Genomic DNA, 16,292 nt, shown 5'->3' with positions numbered 1-16,292 from the left:
TTAGAGACCCCCTAACGCCCACGTAGGGAAGTGGATCTTGAAGATCTTACTGAAGAGCAGGAAGACGATGATCACAAATGTCGACGAGGTCACAAGCCCAATGATATATTTACGGTAACCGAAGAAGAGCATCATCACTGGCAGTATAATGAGCGAGGCAGCAAGGAAACCAATATAGCCCATGGCGAATAGGTATAATCCTGCCAGCACAAGGAATGCAAGCTGCGTTCTGTTGCTCCAGATGCCCGAGAGAATCTCAGCGAGGATGAATCTCTGCCCGTCTTTCAGCGCAACAAAGAAAGCGATAACGGTGAACGTCAGCCCTAACCAGACTGCCATTAGCGGCCAAAACAGGGGCGAAACCTCATACCCTTCTGAGCTCTCGACGAATTCGTAGATCGTCGGTATCATCCCGACACAGAACAGGAAAATGCAGAAATAGCGTGTTGTATCGTTCTTTTTCACGTGAGTATCACCCTTTCATGCACGTTTGTACAGTGGCTATTTTTTCGTCGTCCGCTTCTTCATATACCCAAACAGCCCCCCCGCCTCCATGATCTCGTGCTCGAGGTCGCTGACGGCGTCGCCGTGAAATTCCTGGCCGCTGGTCAGATCACGGATGGAACCGGTGTCGAGGTCGACTTGCAGCTGATCGCCGTTTTTGATCCGGCCGTTGTGGATAGCGTCGGACAATCCTTTGACGAACAGCACGGGATAGCCGTTGTTGATGGCGTTGCGGTAGTAAATGCGCGAGCAGGTTTCGGCGAGGACGCAGGGGATTCCTGCGTATTCGAGGCAATAGACGGCGTGCTCGCGGCTGGATCCGCAGCCGAAGTTCTTGCCGGCGACGACGAAGTCGCCCGGTCTTGCCTCTTTGGCGAAGTTCTCCTGCCCGGGATAGTATTCGAAGGCGTACTGGGGCATCTGCCTGGGGTCGGTCTCGGCCAGGTATTTATTGTGATAGATCAGGTCGGTGTCGACGTTGTCGTCGAAAACCCAGGCGCGTCCGGTCAGTTTGCTCATGTTCATTCCTCCCGTCCAAGAATGTCGCGGGGGTCGGTAATGCGGCCGCGGACGGCGCTGGCCATGGCGGTCATGGGGCTGGTCAGGTAGGTGTGGCTGCCTTTGCCGACTTTGCCGATAAAATTGCGGTTGTTGGTGGCGATGCCCACGTCGCCCGAGGGCATCGCGCCGTAGTGTTCGGCGGTGCAGAGGGCGCAGGTGGGATTGGTGAAGACGATCCCGGCTTCGAGGAAGGCCGCGGCCAGCCCGTTTTTGATGCACTCGAGCTGCACTTCCGTGGTGCTCGGCGTGATGATCACGCGCGTTCCGGGATCGACGGCGCCGCCGCCGGCCATCAGCACGTCGTAGGCGGCTTTCATGTCCTCGTAGCGGCCGTTGGAACAGGAGCCGATATGCACCTGGTCGATATGGACGCCGGCCACTTCGCGAACCGGCTTGACGTTGTCGGGAGCGTCGGGGCACGAGGCCAGCGGCTCCAAAGCGCTGACGTCGTAGCGAAGCGCCCGGCAGTACGCGGCGTCGGGATCGGCGGAAAGGGTTTTGACGCGTTCGACGACTTCCTGTCCGGCGCGTTCGACCAGCCAGTCGAGCACTTCGCCGCTGGGCATGATCAAAGGCACTTTGCCGCTCATCTCCGTGACCATGGAGCAGAGGGTGATGCGCTCGGCCAGCGTGGCGTTGTCGATGGTTTCGCCGGTAAATTCGACGGCGAGGTAGTCCATGCCGTTGGCGCCGAGGTCGCCGACGATTCTCGTCAGCAGGTCGCGCATGCATACGCCCCTTGGGAACGAGCCGGTCACTTCGATCTTCATGGTCTCGGGCACTCTGAACCAGGCCGTGCCGTTGATGTAGGAGGCGGCGACGTCCGAATTGCCGACGCCGGTCGCGAAAGCGCCGACGCCGCCCAGCAGGTTCATGTGGCTGTCGGTGCCGAGCACGACGTCGCCGGGCTTGATCAGGCCGGCTTCGAGCATGACGTGCTGGCCGACGCCGTGATTCACGTCGAAAAGATGTCGAATGCCTTGTCGCTTGGCGAACTCGCGGATGATCTTCTGATTGTTGGCGACTTTTTCTGAATGGGCCGGCGCCTGCAGGTCAAACGTGTAAGCGACTTTGTCCGGATTCCAGACTTTGGCCTCCTTGCCCATCTCCTTTTCAAACTGGAGCACGCAGTTGGCGCCGCCGAAATCACGGGCGGACGCCAGATCCACACGGCACCAGACGCGTTCGCCCACCCGGACCGGGAGGCCCGCCGCGCGCTCCATGATTTTTACGATGCAAGTCTTTCCCATTATGATGGAGTTCCTTTCATTTCATATTTTTAGATCGATTGATAAGAAGCAGCACGCGCTGATCGTCTGATAAGGCCTCTTTATTGATAGTCAAAATTTATCACGATTGAAGCTGAGAGAGAAGCACATAAATTTTATATGGGTGCATCTTTTGGTTGCTAAGAGGCAAAATATTCTGGAAACAGCTTAATGGTACCAGCGAAAAGTTCAACGAAAACGCTTTTTGCGGTGCAAGAAAATTTTGCACGAGGGGAGATATGTTTTGCTTTGCAACGGCGGCCTTTCTTTAATAAAATGTAACAAATTTTGTTAAAGGAGCGCTGCCCCATGAACAGCTCAGAACACCCCTTCGCGTTTGCCATGCCCGAAAACGCGTGCAATGCCCATCTGCACATCATTGACCCCGCTTTCCCCAACGACGGCAAGGCCGAGGCCCAGCGCGGCACCGTGGCGGAGTACAAGGCGGTCGCTGCGGCGCTGAAGCTGCCCCGTGCCGTCTTCGTCCAGGCCAAGCCCTTCGGCACCGATAACGCGTGTCTGCTCGACGCGATCGAGAAATTCGGGGCGAAAAACGCCGTCGGCATCGCCGTGGTGAATAATTCTGTCACCGACGCGGAGCTCGAACGCCTCAACGCCGGCGGCGTCAAGGGACTGCGCTTTTCCGTGTGGAACCCCAAGAACGCCGTCGTCTCGTTCGACGACTGTCCGCCGCTGTCGGAACGCTGCGCTGACATGGGCTGGAACATGCAGCTGCACATGAGCTCGCAGCAATACCTCGAGCATGCCGACGTGATCCGCAAATTAAAAGGAAAGATTGTCATCGACCACATGGGACGTCTCGACCCCGCGCTCGGCGTCAAGGACCCCGCGTATCGATTTATCTGCGGGATGATCGATCGCGGCGCCACGTGGGTCAAACTGTCCGGCGCCTACCTGAACACCGTCACTGGCCGCCCCTGGAACGACGCTACCGCCACGGCCGTCGAGCTGGCCAGGTTCGCGCCCGAGCGCGTCGTCTGGGGCAGCGATTGGCCGCATGTCACCGAAAAGGTCAAGCCTGACGAGACTGAGCTGACCGAGCTGATCGCGACGTGGTTCCCCACGGAGAGAGCGCGCAGGCTGGCGCTGGCCGATAATCCTGCCGAGCTGTACGAGTTTAAATAAGTGGCTATATTTGTTCAAAAAAACTTTTTGTATGGTAATATAACACGGATTTGTGCTCCCCCTCGCGCGTATAACTTCTCACGGTGCGAGGGGGGGTGTATATTATGTTGGAAGCGGTCAAAAAACAGAGAGCTTCTTGAAGAATGCCGAGTCTGCGCTTGACGAAATTTCATGAAACGTGCTAGTATGAAAATATTACAATGGTTTATTAAACCATTATACGGTACTTGCTAAATGGAATAAAAACAGGAACGTTCTTTATCGAGAAAATGGCGGCACAGGACTCGAAATGGGGGAAAAATATGAACGAAACGGGAAGGACAGTTGTTGAGCAGATCTTTTTTGAGCGTAGCGGCCACGAGGCAAGAGCAGGGCAGATCGTCATTGCCCCTGTCGATCTTCTGATGGCCAGCGACACGACAGGCCCCATGACCATCAAAGCGTTTGAAGGAATGGGCGGCGAAAAGGTCTTTGATCCTGCAAAAGTTGCTTTGGTCATCGATCACGCAGCTCCGCCTCCAAATCAAACGATTGCCAATCTGCATGTGCTCATGCGGGATTTTGCCGGGAAGTATGGCGTGAGGTTCTACGAATCTGGCGAGGGGATCTGCCATCAGCTTCTGCTGGAATCAGGACTTATCAGAAGAAAAATGATCGTCCTCGGCGCTGATTCACATACCTGTACTTACGGCTGCCTCGGTGCTTTTGCGGCTGGTGTAGGAGCGACCGATCTGGCTGCGGCCATGCTGACTGGTCAGTCCTGGTTTAAGGTCCCCGAGACGATCAAGATCATTATCAGCGGAAAACTGCAGAAAGGGGTCTTTGCCAAGGATTTGATCCTTTACGTGATCAGGGAGCTGGGCGCCGGCGGCGCAATCTATAAGAGCGTCGAATTTTACGGCGACACGCTAGAGACGCTCTCGCTGTCGTCGAAAGCAACGATTGCCAACATGGTTTCCGAAATGGGCGGCAAGAACGGTTTTATCTGTGATTCGTCGACCGGTATCGCTTCCGAACCTGGCGCGACATTCTGCAAAGTTGTTGAAATTGATGCATCGAAGATCGAACCGCAGATCGCCTGTCCGCACTTCGTTGATAACGTGTGTTCCGTATCCAGGCATGAGGGGATGAAGATCAATCAGGTCGTCCTCGGCAGCTGCACGAACGGACGCCTTGAGGACCTTCATGTTGCCGCTGGCATCCTCAAAGGAAAACACGTCGATCCGACGGTACGCTTTTATATCTTCCCTGCCTCGCAGAAGACGCTACTCACTGCTGCCGAAGACGGTACCGTTGCTGCGCTTGTCGCTGCCGGTGCGGTGATCATGCCTTCAGGATGCGGCATCTGCGTGGGTACCCACATGGGTGTGCCTGGCGACGGCGAAGTTGTCCTTTCGACGACCAATCGCAATTTCTGCGGCAGAATGGGCAACAACAAAGCGTTTGTCTATCTCTCATCTCCCGCAACGGCGGCGGTTTCCGCTCTGACGGGACGTCTGACTGACCCCAGAAAGGAAGTGTAGCTCATGCTTCTTGACGGAAAAGTCCTGAAGTACGGCGATGATGTCAACACAGACCTGGTCATTGCCGGAAAATACACTAAGACGCTTGATTTCAGCTCCCTTGCCATGCACGCGATGGAAGACCTTGATCCGGATTTTAAAGACAGACTAGAGAAAGGCGATTTTGTTGTGGGAGGGGAAAACTTCGGCTGCGGCTCGTCACGCGAGCAGGCCCCAGTGGCGCTGAAAGTGGCGGGCGTTGGCTGTGTTGTCGCCAAATCATTCGCACGCATATTCTACCGCAACGCTGTCAACATCGGCCTGCCCCTGATCGAGTGCGATACAAGGAAAATTGAAGATGGCGATCATCTCGTATGCGAGCTTGGCGGCGGAAGCATCACTGACATCACGCAAGGGATCGAAATCCCCATTGAACCTCTGCCGGAAGTGATGATCCAGATCCTCGGCGAGGGCGGGCTTGTGCCGTACATGAAAAAGCACAAAAAGTACGAACTGTAATACTGAACAGGAGGTTGAACATCAAGATGAAAAAGAGTACCCGACTTCGTGAACTCCTCAAAAAAAGACAAGCGCTGGTTGTTCCCGGTGCGCATGACGTGCTTTCCGCACGTCTGATCCAGAAGTACGATTTTCAGGCGGCGCAGGCAAGCGGTTTTGGACTTGCCGCGACGATGCTCGGCTTGCCGGATATGGCATTTCTCTCGTTCGGCGAAATGTTGGAACTGACACGCAACATCGCCAACGCGATCGATATACCTCTGATGGGCGACGCAGATACAGGCTTCGGCAACTCGGTCAACGCCATGTTCGTCACGCGCAAGTACATCGAGGCGGGGTGCGCCGGAATGAATATCGAGGATCAGGCGTTCCCCAAGCGCTGCGGACATCTCGAGGGCAAGACGATCATCCCCATGGAGGAGATGGTGCTCAAGGTCAAAGCCTGCAAGGAAGTTCGCGACTCTATTGATCCAGATTTCATCATCAACGCGAGAACCGACGCGATCGCCGTAGAGGGCATTGACAAGGCGATCGAGCGCGGCAACGCCTATATCGAGGCCGGAGCTGATATGATCTTCGTCGAAGCGCCCCGGACGGCGGACGATATTTGCCGCGCGGTGAAGGAGATACACGGTCTGGTCAGCATCAACTTTATGGATATGGTTTCCGGCGGCAAGACGCCGCTGCTGCCTCTGGAGGAGATGCGCAAGATCGGCGTGGCCCGTATCAGCGTGCCTGTTGGCCTGCTGTTCTCCGCGGTGAAAGGCATGACGAGGTATCTGGAAGCGCTCAGTAGCGGTACCTCGCAGGGACGTTCTGAGCTGGTGACACCGATGGCGGATTATAAGGAATTGATCGGCTTCAACGCGTTCCGTGAACTTGAGAAGAAATATCTGCCGAAGTTTGTAGACAACAACAATTAGCGGCTGATAATCAAGAAGAGGCTGTCTCAAAAGTCATCGAGAAGATGACCAAGAGAGAGCCTCTTTCATTTTTAGAGCGGCATGAAGCTGACAGACAGGGTAACAGAGCTTATACTAGATCGTGTTCACGCTAAATTGCATCTACAATCATAGCAAAGTAGATGAATCCACAGAACAGCACGTCAAGCTTATCGTAACGGGTAAATATTTTCCGAAATCGCTTAAGACGCAGGGAATATCGCTCTATCTCATTGCGTTGCTTTATCATACTCCCATGGATCTTTGCGGTTCGATTTGGGAGGAACAACCGGAGAATACCCCTTCTCCATCGCTTTCTTCCGCATACTCTCTCCCTCGTAAGCTTTGTCCATCAAGATGTTTTTTTGCTCTGGGACTCTTGTGATCTTGTCAAGCAGAGCTGGGCCTTCCGGCGAGTCATGGGCTTCTCCTCCGGAGAGCGCGAAGCTGACAGCCGATCTGTCAGTTGCGGTGACCATATGAATCTTCGTTGTGAGCCCGCCTCTCGATCTTCCAATGGCCTGTCTTCCTCTTTTTTTAAAGCGCCTGTCCCGTTGGGATGAACCTTTGCCGATGTGCTGTCCAGGCAGATCGATTTGACCTTTATGCGAATAATGTTCTCCACCTGCAACGCTTCGAACAGGCGCTGTAAAACGCCGTTTTTGCTCCACCTGCTCATGCGTACATAAATCGTATGCCAGTTTCCATAGGATTTCGGCAATGCCCTCCATTTACAGCCGTTTTCCGTGACATACAGTATCGCATTGATCAGTTGGAGATTGCTCATGCTCACATTCCCGCGCTGACGGGGCAAGTGCTTTTCAATTCGATCATATTGTCCTTTCGTAATTTCCATATGCACATTATAGATTTCTATTGTGCAGTTGTCTATTAGTGTGAACACGCTCTAGAAATATGCGAAAATTCAAACCCTATACAATGAACCAAATGTATCTTTTGCCGCCATCATATGAAGATCTCGTACCTGCAGAACACCTTGTCAGAGTTGTCAATTCAGTCATCGACAGCCTGGATCTGAACAAGCTGTACAGCAGGTATAAAGAAGCAGGCTGCCCGGCCTACCATCCGCAGATGATGCTGAAAGTTCTACTCTACCCCTATACTCAAAAGACTTATTCATCTCGTCAGATTGCTAAAAGCCTTCGCGAGAACGTCAATTTCATGTGCTTGCCGGAGACCAGAAGCCCGATTTTCGCACTGTCAGCCGTTTCCGAGCTGACATGAAAGAGATCATCGAAGAAGTCTTTTATGCCGTGATCAAGCTCCTCATCAAGAATAGCTATATCAAACTGGAGAACTACTTTCTCGATGGCACCAAGATTGAAGCGAACACCAATAAATACACCTTCACGTGGAAGAAGAACGTCATCAGATATGATAGGAAACTGGATGAAAAGGTTCGCCTTCATCTGAAAGAGATCGACCGGATCACAGCAGAAGAAAACACCATCTATCAGGATGCCGATCTGGAAGAGACAGGAGAAAACGCCGAACGCATCACAAGCGAGCAAGTCAAGTCCATTACCGAAGAGATCGAGAAAAGACTTCAGGATAAAGTTTCGGAGAAGGATACAAATACAGACCAGAACAAAGCGATACACAGGAAACTGAAAAAAGCCCTCAAAGAATTCAAAGACGATAGAGTTCCCCGCAAAGAGAGATACGAACACGACCTGGAAGTCTTCGGTGAAAGAAACAGCTATTCCAAAACCGACCATGACGCAACCTTCATGCGCATGAAAGAAGATCATATGCTGAACGGTCAGCTGAACCCCGGATACAACGTTCAGATCGGAACAGAGAATACCTACATCGTCGGCTACACCATCCCTCCCAATCCCACCGACACCAAGACCCTCATCCTCCATCTTGAACACGTTGAAGAACAGCTGGGAAGACTGCCGCATACAGTCATTGCCGATTCAGGCTACGGCAGCGAAGAAAACTACGAATACCTGAAACAGCACGGCTGCAAAAGCTGCGTCAAATACGGGACCTATCACAAAGAACAGACGAAGAAATACCAGAACACCCCATTCCTGGCAGACAACATGCCATACGATCCTGAAAGCGACAGCTATACCTGCCCCAACGGGAAGAAACTGGAACACGTCGGCAATTGTAAATACACGACAGAAGCCAGCTATCAGGCAAGGCGAGACATCTATCGCTGTGCCAACTGCGGCGGCTGTTCATATGTAGAATAGTGTACAGAAGGCGAACGGCGAAGCACCCAGGTTTCCCATCGTCTGAATGAACTAAAACGGGAAACACGAGAAAACCTTTGCTCCCCGGAGGGAAAGACACTTGCTGCACGCAGAAGCAGCGAAGTGGAACAAACCTTCGACCGGATCAAAGGCTGTTGGGCGTTCCGGCGCTTTTTGCTGCGCGGGATCGGAAAGGTCAAAATCGAATGGGGATTGCTCGCAATTACCCACAATATAACAAAAATAGCACTGGAAGGGTAAAACTTCCGGTGCTATTTTTCTCATTTGTTGACTTTCTCTGATAAATGTTACTTCAAATGCCTAGGTCCTGCATGTTTGATCGCTTTTTACAATGACCTGTTTTGAGACAGCCTCGTCTTGTATTTGGAAAGCAGGAGAGTATTTATTCTGGAATGTGCCCCATAGCGAGAGAAATCTTTTTCGCACCGGCGACAACTTCGGCAAGGACTTTCTGAATCTCTGCTTCATCGTAGCGGGCTGAGGCACCAGAAATGGCAAAACCGGCTATAACATTGCCGTCTGCCCCGTAGATAGGTGCTGAAATAGCAATAGCTCCGGCAAGACGGTTGCCGATTGAGACGACGTAACCATTTTTACGGATTGTGTCAAGCTCTGCAAGCGCGTTGTCGATGCTGGTGCCGAGTGAATTTTGGTTTTCGCGCAGGATGCGTTCCTGCTGCACATGCGGCAGATAAGCCAGCAGCAGCTTGCCGCTACCGCCGCGATACAGCGGCAGCCGCTTGCCTACAGGGATCACGTGACGCAGGGTACGTACACTGTCGATTTTTGTGATGCAGACACGTGAGTCGTCGATCACGACGTTGACCTCTACAGATTCGAGGGTGCGCTGCGCACACTCGCGCATGGTTGGCTGGGCGATGCTGATCAGATCTATGTCTGCCTCGACGACATGACCGAGGCGGAACAGAACGTTGCCAAGCCGGTACCCCGTTCCGGATTGATCTTTTTCCATGAATCTTTTCTTTTCCAGCGATGCGACCAGCCGGACGACTGTTGTCTTGGGCAGACCGCTGGCGTCCATGAGATCGTTCAGCGTCAGGCGGCGGCAGCTGTGATTGAAGCACTCCAGGAGCGACAGAGCGCGTTCGACGGAACGGACAGAATTCTTAGAAAGATTGCTTGTTTTCATGCTGCACTTCCTGTCTTGATCCTCTGCAGAAAACACTGCGCGAGGAGAAATGATGTTCGGAGTAGAACGCGAATTATTTTACACATGAAATGTCATCGTGTCATTCTTTAGTCAAATAAAAAGCAGGCGATCTGTTTTTAGGTCACAAGACGGACCGCCCGTCGGCTTATTTGTCCCGTTTTGCGCGCAGCGCGTTGAATACCGGCCACAGTAGCGACAGCACGATCATCGTGAAGATGACCTTCGAGATTGTGCTCTGTACAAAAATGCCGTAACTTCCGCCGGAGATCATCAGCGCCTGATGGAAGCCGCGCTCCATCATAGAACCGAGGATGAGCGGCAGCAGCAGACAGATGATGGGGTAGCGCAGGCGGCGCATCACGAAGCCGACGACGCCGAAGATGAACGCAACGATCACGTCGCCCATGCTGGTGCGCAGCGAATACGCGCCGATGAAGCACAGGCTCGTGATGATCGGCGTGAGCACGCTGACGTTGACGACGGTGATCTTTACGAGCATCCGTGCGCAGAGGACGGTGACGAGCAGCATGCAGAAGTTGGAGATGCCCAGCCCGAAGATGAACGTGTAGGTGATCTTTCCCGATTCGGTGAACAGGCCGGCGCCGGGGATCAGTCCGTGGATCATCAGCGCGCCGAGCAGTACGGCCGCCGACGAGCTGCCGGGAATACCCAGCGTCAGAGCCGGGATCAGCGACGTGCAGGTGACGGCGTTGTTCGACGCTTCAGGAGCGACGACGCCTTCTTCGACGCCTTTGCCGAAGTCGGCCGCGTGTTTGGAGTGCGACTTGGCGACGACATAGGCGATGATGTTGGCGGCGCTGACGCCGATGCCCGGAAGCGCGCCGATGCCGGAGCCGATCAGCGTCGATTCCGTCAGCGTCCGCGGGTATTTGAACGTGTCTTTGAACCCCTGCCAGATGCTACCCTGTGCATCCGGGGTGCTGGATATCGTGCCGCCCTTCTCGATCAGCGCGAACACTTCGGAAACGGCAAACAGACCGATGATGGCAGGCAGCAGCTGGATCCCATCTTCGAGATAGGAGATGCCGAAAGAGAAGCGAATGTTTCCCGAGACCGGATCATACCCGATCGTTGCCAGCACCAGTCCGGCTGCTAGAGCGATCAGCCCCTTGAACACCGACTCCTTGAGAATCGTCACGGAGATGATCAAAAACGTGAACAGCGTCAGCAGGAAGAATTCGGCCGGCCCGAAGAGCAGTGAGATGTCCGCCAGCGGCGGAGCCAGGAAGAGCAGGAAGAGCAGTCCGGCAGTACCGCCGACGAACGACGCCATGGCCGAAATGCCGATCGCGTTCAGCCCCTTGCCTTTCTGAGCCAGAGGGTATCCGTCGAACGCTGTGGCTGATGAAGCCGGTGTGCCGGGAGTATTTAGCAGGATCGCCGAGATCGAACCGCCGTACGTTGCTCCGCAGTACACTGAACCGAGCAGGATCAGCGCTGCGGCGGGCGTCATCCAGAACGTGAACGGCAACAGCAGCGCCATCGTCATCGTCGAGCCGATGCCCGGCAGCGCGCCCATGACGATGCCGAGCGTTGTCCCCAGCAGAGCCATGAAAAGATTGTTTGGCATAAAAGCCTGTGTGATGCCTTCAAGGATCATGTTCAGCCCTCCTGGAACGTTAGAAACCGATCAGGCTTTCAGGCAGCGACACGCTGAAAACCTTGACGAACAGGAAATACATCAGCGCCACATAGCCGACCGTGATGCAGAGGATCAGCAGCGGCTTCTTGTAGTCGGAGAACCACATCACCAACGCCACGAACAGCGCCGTGGCGATCGTGAAGCCGATCAAGTACGTGCCGCCAAGATAGCCGACGAACAGCACGAGCGCGAAAAGTGCCACCTTGGGCGAAATCTTCACGGGTTTGCCTTCTTCCTTTGCCATGAAGATCTGCACCAGACGCACTACGACCAGCGCCAGTGTAGCCGAGCAGGCCATGACCGGGATCAGACGCGAGATTTCGCTGTACTCGAACGAGATGTGCAGAAATAGCGCCGAAAAAGCGGCGATGAAGATGAGAAAGCCTATTTCACATTTTTTTTGGCTGAACTCCAAAGTGATCACCTCAGACAAAAGAAAAAGGGGAGTCTCCCGAAAGAGGCCCCCCGAACAATGCTGTTATTTCTGGCCGATACTCGCCTTCATCGCGGGGATTGCGTCGAGGACTAATTTGTCGACTTCTTCGTACAGAGCGCGGTAAGCGGGGCCGTAGCGCGTATCGATGGAACGCATTGAGGTTTTTGCCCACTCCTTGACAGTGTCGGTGTTCAGCACTTCAGCCAGCGCGTCGGTAAGGACCTTCTGCACATCTTCAGGCGTGCCGGGAGGGCAACATAGGCCGCGAGCGGTGAAGACGAGCACGTTCTTGTAGCCGAGCTCGGCCAGAGTGGGGATGTCGGGATAGGCTGCCTCTCGCTTGTCAGCCAGCACAGCCAGCACGCGCACCTTGCCGTCCTTCAGCATCGGGGCCAGGTCGCCGTAACCGATGATCCAGAAATCGACGTGCCCGCCCAGGAACGCGGCCTTGGAGGGCGCTGTGCCCTCGAACGGGACGATGCTGTGCTTGAAGCCGATGCCGTTTTCAAGCATCACGCTACCCAGGTGTCCGCTGGAACCCAGGCCGGAAACGGCGGTGGAAATTCTCTTGGTCTTGGCAGCCTCGAACAGGTCGTTAAATGTCTTGTAGGGCGAGCTCTCGAGCACGGCGATGAAACGATTCTCGCGGCCGAAGTTGGACAGGAAACCAAACTCGCTCACCTTGAAGCGGGCGTTGTACAGATGCTCCTGGAGCACCGACGCGGGCATGTTGTTGTACACCAAGGTGTGCCCGTCGGGCTTGGCCTTATACATGCGCTCCATGCAGATCTTGCCGCCGGCCCCCGTCATATTCCCCACGACGACGGGAACGCCCAGTTTCTGTTCAAGCATGGGCGCTAGGTAGCGCAACTCGATGTCGCCCGCACCGCCGGCGCTGAACGGGTTGACCAGATGAACAGGCTTGCCATCAGGGAAAACGGCGAAAGCCGAACCGCACGGTAGCACTATGAGCGCAAGCGCCACGGCCAGACTCTTGGTAAATTTCATAAACGCCACCTCCACATAATTATGCCTCTCATGAGGTACTGAATAACGGTTTAAAAAACCGAAACTGTAAAAAGTATATCATAATCTTCCGACCTGTTCAATTAAGTATTATGTATACAAAATTGGTAATTCAATTGATACTCACTCTCGTAAAAGGAAAAGGTGTAAAATAAACTTGAAACATATTTTTTGCTGGCTTGAGAGCGCGTGGCTTTATTATGCGGAGCATGAAGAGGGGAGAACAACCGTGTTTTACGGAAAACTGCCGATCTTGCTGCTGGCCGAGCTGGTGGAGCATCCGTCGGACGCGACGAACGCGCGGATCGCGTCCTACATCCTCACGCACATGGGCGAGCTGCGCGATCTGTCGATCAAAGAGCTGGCCGCTGACTGCTACGTTTCGACCGCGTCGGTGTCGCGCTTCTGCCGCGACATCGGCCTGACTGACTTTGCCGATCTGCGCCGCCTCATCAACAACACGGACCTCAAGTTCGAGATCGCCTCGAACGCCCCTTCGCCTGCCGCGCAGAAGAAGGAATACATCGGCGCGGTCATCGACGCCATCGCACTGGCGCGCGACAGTCTGGACATGAGGATGATCGAGCTGCTGGCGCGCGACATCGAAAAGTTCGATAAAATTTCGGTCTTCGGTCCGCTCAAGGCGGCGACCGCGGCGCTCAACCTGCAGACCAATCTGCTCATGCTCGGCAAGCTGGTCAACACCAGTCTGCGCTATTCAAAGCAGATCGATTATCTGGAAAAAGCCGATGAGAACGACCTTGTGATCATCTTCAGCTATTCCGGCATCTACTTCGGCTACAAGTACAGCCAGAACCGTATCCATCCGAACATCAAGCGCCCGAAGATCTGGTTCGTCACGGGCAATCCGCTCGTGCGCGAGAACGATTACCTCGACTGCGTGATCACGTTCAAATCGAAGCAGGATCAGGCGTCGCACCCGTATCAGCTGCAGATCGCCGCTGACCTGATCGCGCAGAGTTACGCGCACCTGAAGAATTCCGCGCAAGCGAAATAGGCATTGGCCGAAAAAACGCGAAAACAGCCTCGAACAGGCAGGTAATCCTGTTCGAGGCTGTTTTTTGCTGTGTGGCCGCGTCTGCTCTGAATAGGCTTTTTCGCGGCGCGTTTTCATTTCCTGAAACGGTTTTCGTCATCGGTAAATTTATTGAAATTCAAAATTTTGACCGCTATACTTTTCGCCAGAAAATTGAAAAAAGGAGGTCGTCACGCAATGACGAAAAAGGTCTGCGTCATCCTCGCCAACAACTGCGAGGAGGGCGAAGTGAGCGAGATCATCGACGTGATGCGCCGCGCCGGTTTCGACACCGACGGCGTGAGCATCGAGGGCGAGATCATCACGGGGCAGCACAAAGTGCGCATCCTCGCCGACAAGGTGATGGGAGAGGACATCGAGCCGTACAAGGATTACGACGCTCTGGTGCTCCCGGGCGGCTGGGGCGCGGCCGACACGATGAAGGCCGATAAGCGCGTACTCGAGCTTGTGAAATATTATGCGGGCGACCCGAACAAGTACATGTGCGCCATGTGCGCTGCGCCTGCCGTGCTGGCCGCCGCCGGCGTGAGCAGGGGCAAGACGCTCACGTCCTATCCCGGCCCCAAGACGGAGCCGCTTTTTACCGACGCCAATTACGTGACCGACACGGTGGCTTTTGACGACGACAGGCATCTGATCACCAGCCGCGGTCCGGGCACCTCGCTGCCGTTCGCTTTTGCGATCGTCGACTCTCTGGGCGGAGATTCCGCCTTCATCAAGGAGCGTTTCCTCTACAACGCGCTCAAGGACTGGCCTGACCGGGCATAAGCGCTGTGTCGGATTTCGATCACATTCTTTATTATAGAAAGGATCTGTTTGTACAATGACCGCACAAGTCGCAACCCTGCTGGCGATCCTTGCCGCCATGTCCGTTTCTTTCTTCGCCGAGCTGCTGCCCATCTCGTTCACGGCTCTGATGGTCCCCGTCGCCCTCCAGGCCACCGGCATCCTCAAGCCCGCCCAGGCGTGGGCCGGTTTCGCCAACACGACGATCATCACGTGGTACGGCCTGTTCATCATCGGCGGCGCGTTCGTCAAGACGACGTTTACCAACAAGATCAAGCACTTCGTCAACCGCAACGCGCAGGGCAGCTCCGTGCGCGTCACGCTGATGGTGCTGATCGCCTGCTCCGTGATCGGCATGATGACCAGCGCCGGCGGCACGATCGCTCTGCTCAGCCCTTTGCTGCTTGAGATCTGCAAGGATACCGGCATGGACCCGAAGAAGCTCTTCAAGCCCACGGCCGACGTGTGCAACTGGGCCTCGGTGCAGATGTTCCCGATCGGCGGCTCGATCGCTTATTTCATGTGGTTCAACTCCTACCTTGAGCAGACGGGCTCGCCGCTGCGCTACGGCCTGTTCGACTTTACGTTCATCAAGTTCCCGATGTGGCTGATCCTTGTCGCCTATTACCTGTTCACGAGCCGCGGCCAGAAACTGAAGAGCGAATCGGTGGCCGAAGTGGCCGAAGTGGCCGAAGCGCCCACGCCGGCACGCTATGCGCCCAAGGAAGAAAAGGTCATCGTCACGATCTTCTTCCTCAACGTCATCCTGATGGTCGTCGCCAGCATGACGAAGATCATCGCTCCTTACCTCGTCAGCCTGTTCTTCGCCGCCGTCATCATGGGCAAGGGCTACCTGACTGAGAAGGAAGCCTTCCAGTCGATCAGCTGGCAGACCGTGTTCCTCGTCGCCGGCACCCTGCCTCTGGCCACAGCGATCAACGTTTCCGGCACCAGCACGTGGATGGTTGGGCTCGTCCAACAAATGTTCCCCTCGATGACCAATCCCGTCGTGCTCGCTACCGCGTTCGCCGTCATCTCGATGGTCGTCACACAGTTCATGAGCAATCTGGCCGTGTGGGCCGTGTTCGGCCCCATCGCCGCCTCGATGGCCGTGTCGCTGGGCATGGATCCCCGCCTCGTGCTCGCCGGCGTCGGCGTCGGTTCGATCATCTGTTTCGCCACGCCCATGGCCGCGCCTGCTCCCGCTTATGCCTATTCGGCGGCGGGCTTCAAGATGAAGGAGTACATCAAGATGGGCTGGTTCCCTTGCGTGCTCATGACCGTCGTCTTCGTCCTCTGGGCGCCGCTCGTCCTCAACTGGCTGTATTAAAGATAACCACAGTTATTCCTCTCATGCACGCGCCCCGGCTTTTCCTGTTGTGAAAGGCCGGGGCGTTTTTGTTGACGGGCGGGCATGATTATCACAGGTCAAAACCTGTTAGAGGACAGTGGGCGACTCGGAC

The 16,292-nt window shown here is 54.9% G+C and carries 16 protein-coding genes and 2 pseudogenes; 10 read left to right on the top strand and 8 right to left on the bottom strand.

From position 1 onward, the window contains the following. The 3 genes from FYJ74_RS04890 to FYJ74_RS04880 are packed head-to-tail and all read right to left on the bottom strand — an operon-like array spanning window position 1 to window position 2,315. On the bottom strand, window positions 1-465 hold the full coding sequence (locus tag FYJ74_RS04890) for a tripartite tricarboxylate transporter TctB family protein (RefSeq protein WP_154528468.1): 465 nt from the start codon (window positions 463-465) through the stop codon (window positions 1-3). 36 nt (window positions 466-501) lie between these two features. Next, window positions 502-1,023, bottom strand: coding sequence for a LeuD/DmdB family oxidoreductase small subunit (locus FYJ74_RS04885; RefSeq protein ID WP_154528467.1), 522 nt, complete (start codon window positions 1,021-1,023; stop codon window positions 502-504). Between the two features lie 2 nt (window positions 1,024-1,025). Next, entirely contained in the window at window positions 1,026-2,315 is a 1,290-nt protein-coding gene (locus FYJ74_RS04880) for a 3-isopropylmalate dehydratase large subunit (RefSeq protein ID WP_154528466.1), read from the bottom strand. Window positions 2,316-2,642: 327 nt separating this feature from the next. Here FYJ74_RS04880 and FYJ74_RS04875 point away from each other — a divergent pair, with 327 nt between their 5' ends. The 4 genes from FYJ74_RS04875 (at window position 2,643) to FYJ74_RS04865 (ending at window position 6,423) form a co-directional block, all read left to right on the top strand. Next, complete coding sequence (locus tag FYJ74_RS04875; RefSeq protein WP_154528465.1) at window positions 2,643-3,479, top strand: amidohydrolase family protein; 837 nt, start codon at window positions 2,643-2,645, stop codon at window positions 3,477-3,479. A gap of 302 nt (window positions 3,480-3,781) precedes the next feature. Continuing rightward, window positions 3,782-5,002, top strand: coding sequence for a 3-isopropylmalate dehydratase large subunit (locus FYJ74_RS04870; RefSeq protein ID WP_195838802.1), 1,221 nt, complete (start codon window positions 3,782-3,784; stop codon window positions 5,000-5,002). Between the two features lie 3 nt (window positions 5,003-5,005). After that, the gene (locus FYJ74_RS11620) at window positions 5,006-5,500 is read left to right on the top strand and encodes a 3-isopropylmalate dehydratase small subunit (protein WP_195838801.1); all 495 of its coding nucleotides are present in this window, start codon (window positions 5,006-5,008) and stop codon (window positions 5,498-5,500) included. Between the two features lie 26 nt (window positions 5,501-5,526). Continuing rightward, window positions 5,527-6,423, top strand: a complete 897-nt coding sequence (locus tag FYJ74_RS04865) for an isocitrate lyase/PEP mutase family protein (protein WP_154528464.1) — start codon at window positions 5,527-5,529, stop codon at window positions 6,421-6,423. A gap of 130 nt (window positions 6,424-6,553) precedes the next feature. On the opposite strand, the pseudogene FYJ74_RS04860 reads toward FYJ74_RS04865, so the two are convergent. After that, window positions 6,554-7,297 (bottom strand): annotated as a pseudogene (locus FYJ74_RS04860) (IS5 family transposase). Window positions 7,298-7,356: 59 nt separating this feature from the next. Between FYJ74_RS04860 and FYJ74_RS11995 the strand changes: the two are divergent. The 3 genes and pseudogenes from FYJ74_RS11995 to FYJ74_RS11990 form a co-directional block, all read left to right on the top strand. Continuing rightward, window positions 7,357-7,686 (top strand): transposase, encoded by a 330-nt coding sequence (locus FYJ74_RS11995; RefSeq protein WP_154528463.1) that lies wholly within the window; start codon window positions 7,357-7,359, stop codon window positions 7,684-7,686. Next, a complete protein-coding gene (locus FYJ74_RS11940; RefSeq protein ID WP_326830873.1) occupies window positions 7,626-8,669 on the top strand; it encodes a transposase in 1,044 nt (347 codons plus the stop codon). The genes FYJ74_RS11995 and FYJ74_RS11940 overlap by 61 nt, the downstream gene beginning before the upstream one ends. A gap of 18 nt (window positions 8,670-8,687) precedes the next feature. Next, window positions 8,688-8,930: pseudogene (locus tag FYJ74_RS11990) on the top strand (transposase); the annotation flags it as partial. Window positions 8,931-9,072: 142 nt separating this feature from the next. On the opposite strand, the gene FYJ74_RS04840 reads toward FYJ74_RS11990, so the two are convergent. From FYJ74_RS04840 to FYJ74_RS04825, 4 genes are all read right to left on the bottom strand, one after another. Further along, a complete protein-coding gene (locus tag FYJ74_RS04840) occupies window positions 9,073-9,840 on the bottom strand; it encodes an IclR family transcriptional regulator (protein WP_154528461.1) in 768 nt (255 codons plus the stop codon). 166 nt (window positions 9,841-10,006) lie between these two features. Beyond that, window positions 10,007-11,482: a tripartite tricarboxylate transporter permease gene (locus FYJ74_RS04835; RefSeq protein WP_154528460.1), complete on the bottom strand. Its 1,476-nt coding sequence runs from the start codon at window positions 11,480-11,482 to the stop codon at window positions 10,007-10,009. A 19-nt stretch (window positions 11,483-11,501) separates the two neighbouring features. Then, window positions 11,502-11,948 carry a tripartite tricarboxylate transporter TctB family protein gene (locus FYJ74_RS04830; protein WP_326830878.1) on the bottom strand — a complete coding sequence of 149 codons (447 nt, stop codon included), beginning with the start codon at window positions 11,946-11,948 and terminating at the stop codon, window positions 11,502-11,504. Between the two features lie 54 nt (window positions 11,949-12,002). Further along, window positions 12,003-12,968 (bottom strand): Bug family tripartite tricarboxylate transporter substrate binding protein, encoded by a 966-nt coding sequence (locus FYJ74_RS04825; RefSeq protein ID WP_154528458.1) that lies wholly within the window; start codon window positions 12,966-12,968, stop codon window positions 12,003-12,005. Window positions 12,969-13,215: 247 nt separating this feature from the next. Here FYJ74_RS04825 and FYJ74_RS04820 point away from each other — a divergent pair, with 247 nt between their 5' ends. The 3 genes from FYJ74_RS04820 to FYJ74_RS04810 all read left to right on the top strand — a co-directional run bounded on the left by FYJ74_RS04820 (window position 13,216) and on the right by FYJ74_RS04810 (window position 16,159). Continuing rightward, window positions 13,216-14,004, top strand: a complete 789-nt coding sequence (locus FYJ74_RS04820; protein ID WP_078016335.1) for a MurR/RpiR family transcriptional regulator — start codon at window positions 13,216-13,218, stop codon at window positions 14,002-14,004. A gap of 216 nt (window positions 14,005-14,220) precedes the next feature. Beyond that, window positions 14,221-14,811: a DJ-1/PfpI family protein gene (locus FYJ74_RS04815; protein ID WP_154528457.1), complete on the top strand. Its 591-nt coding sequence runs from the start codon at window positions 14,221-14,223 to the stop codon at window positions 14,809-14,811. A gap of 55 nt (window positions 14,812-14,866) precedes the next feature. Beyond that, window positions 14,867-16,159, top strand: a complete 1,293-nt coding sequence (locus FYJ74_RS04810) for an SLC13 family permease (RefSeq protein WP_154528456.1) — start codon at window positions 14,867-14,869, stop codon at window positions 16,157-16,159. The last annotated feature ends 133 nt before the right edge of the window (window positions 16,160-16,292 follow it).

Source organism: Pyramidobacter porci (genome assembly GCF_009695745.1).
Lineage (GTDB): Bacteria > Synergistota > Synergistia > Synergistales > Dethiosulfovibrionaceae > Pyramidobacter > Pyramidobacter porci.
Note: the sequence above shows the minus strand (reverse complement) of the source record. Positions and strands in the feature narration are given on the sequence as shown.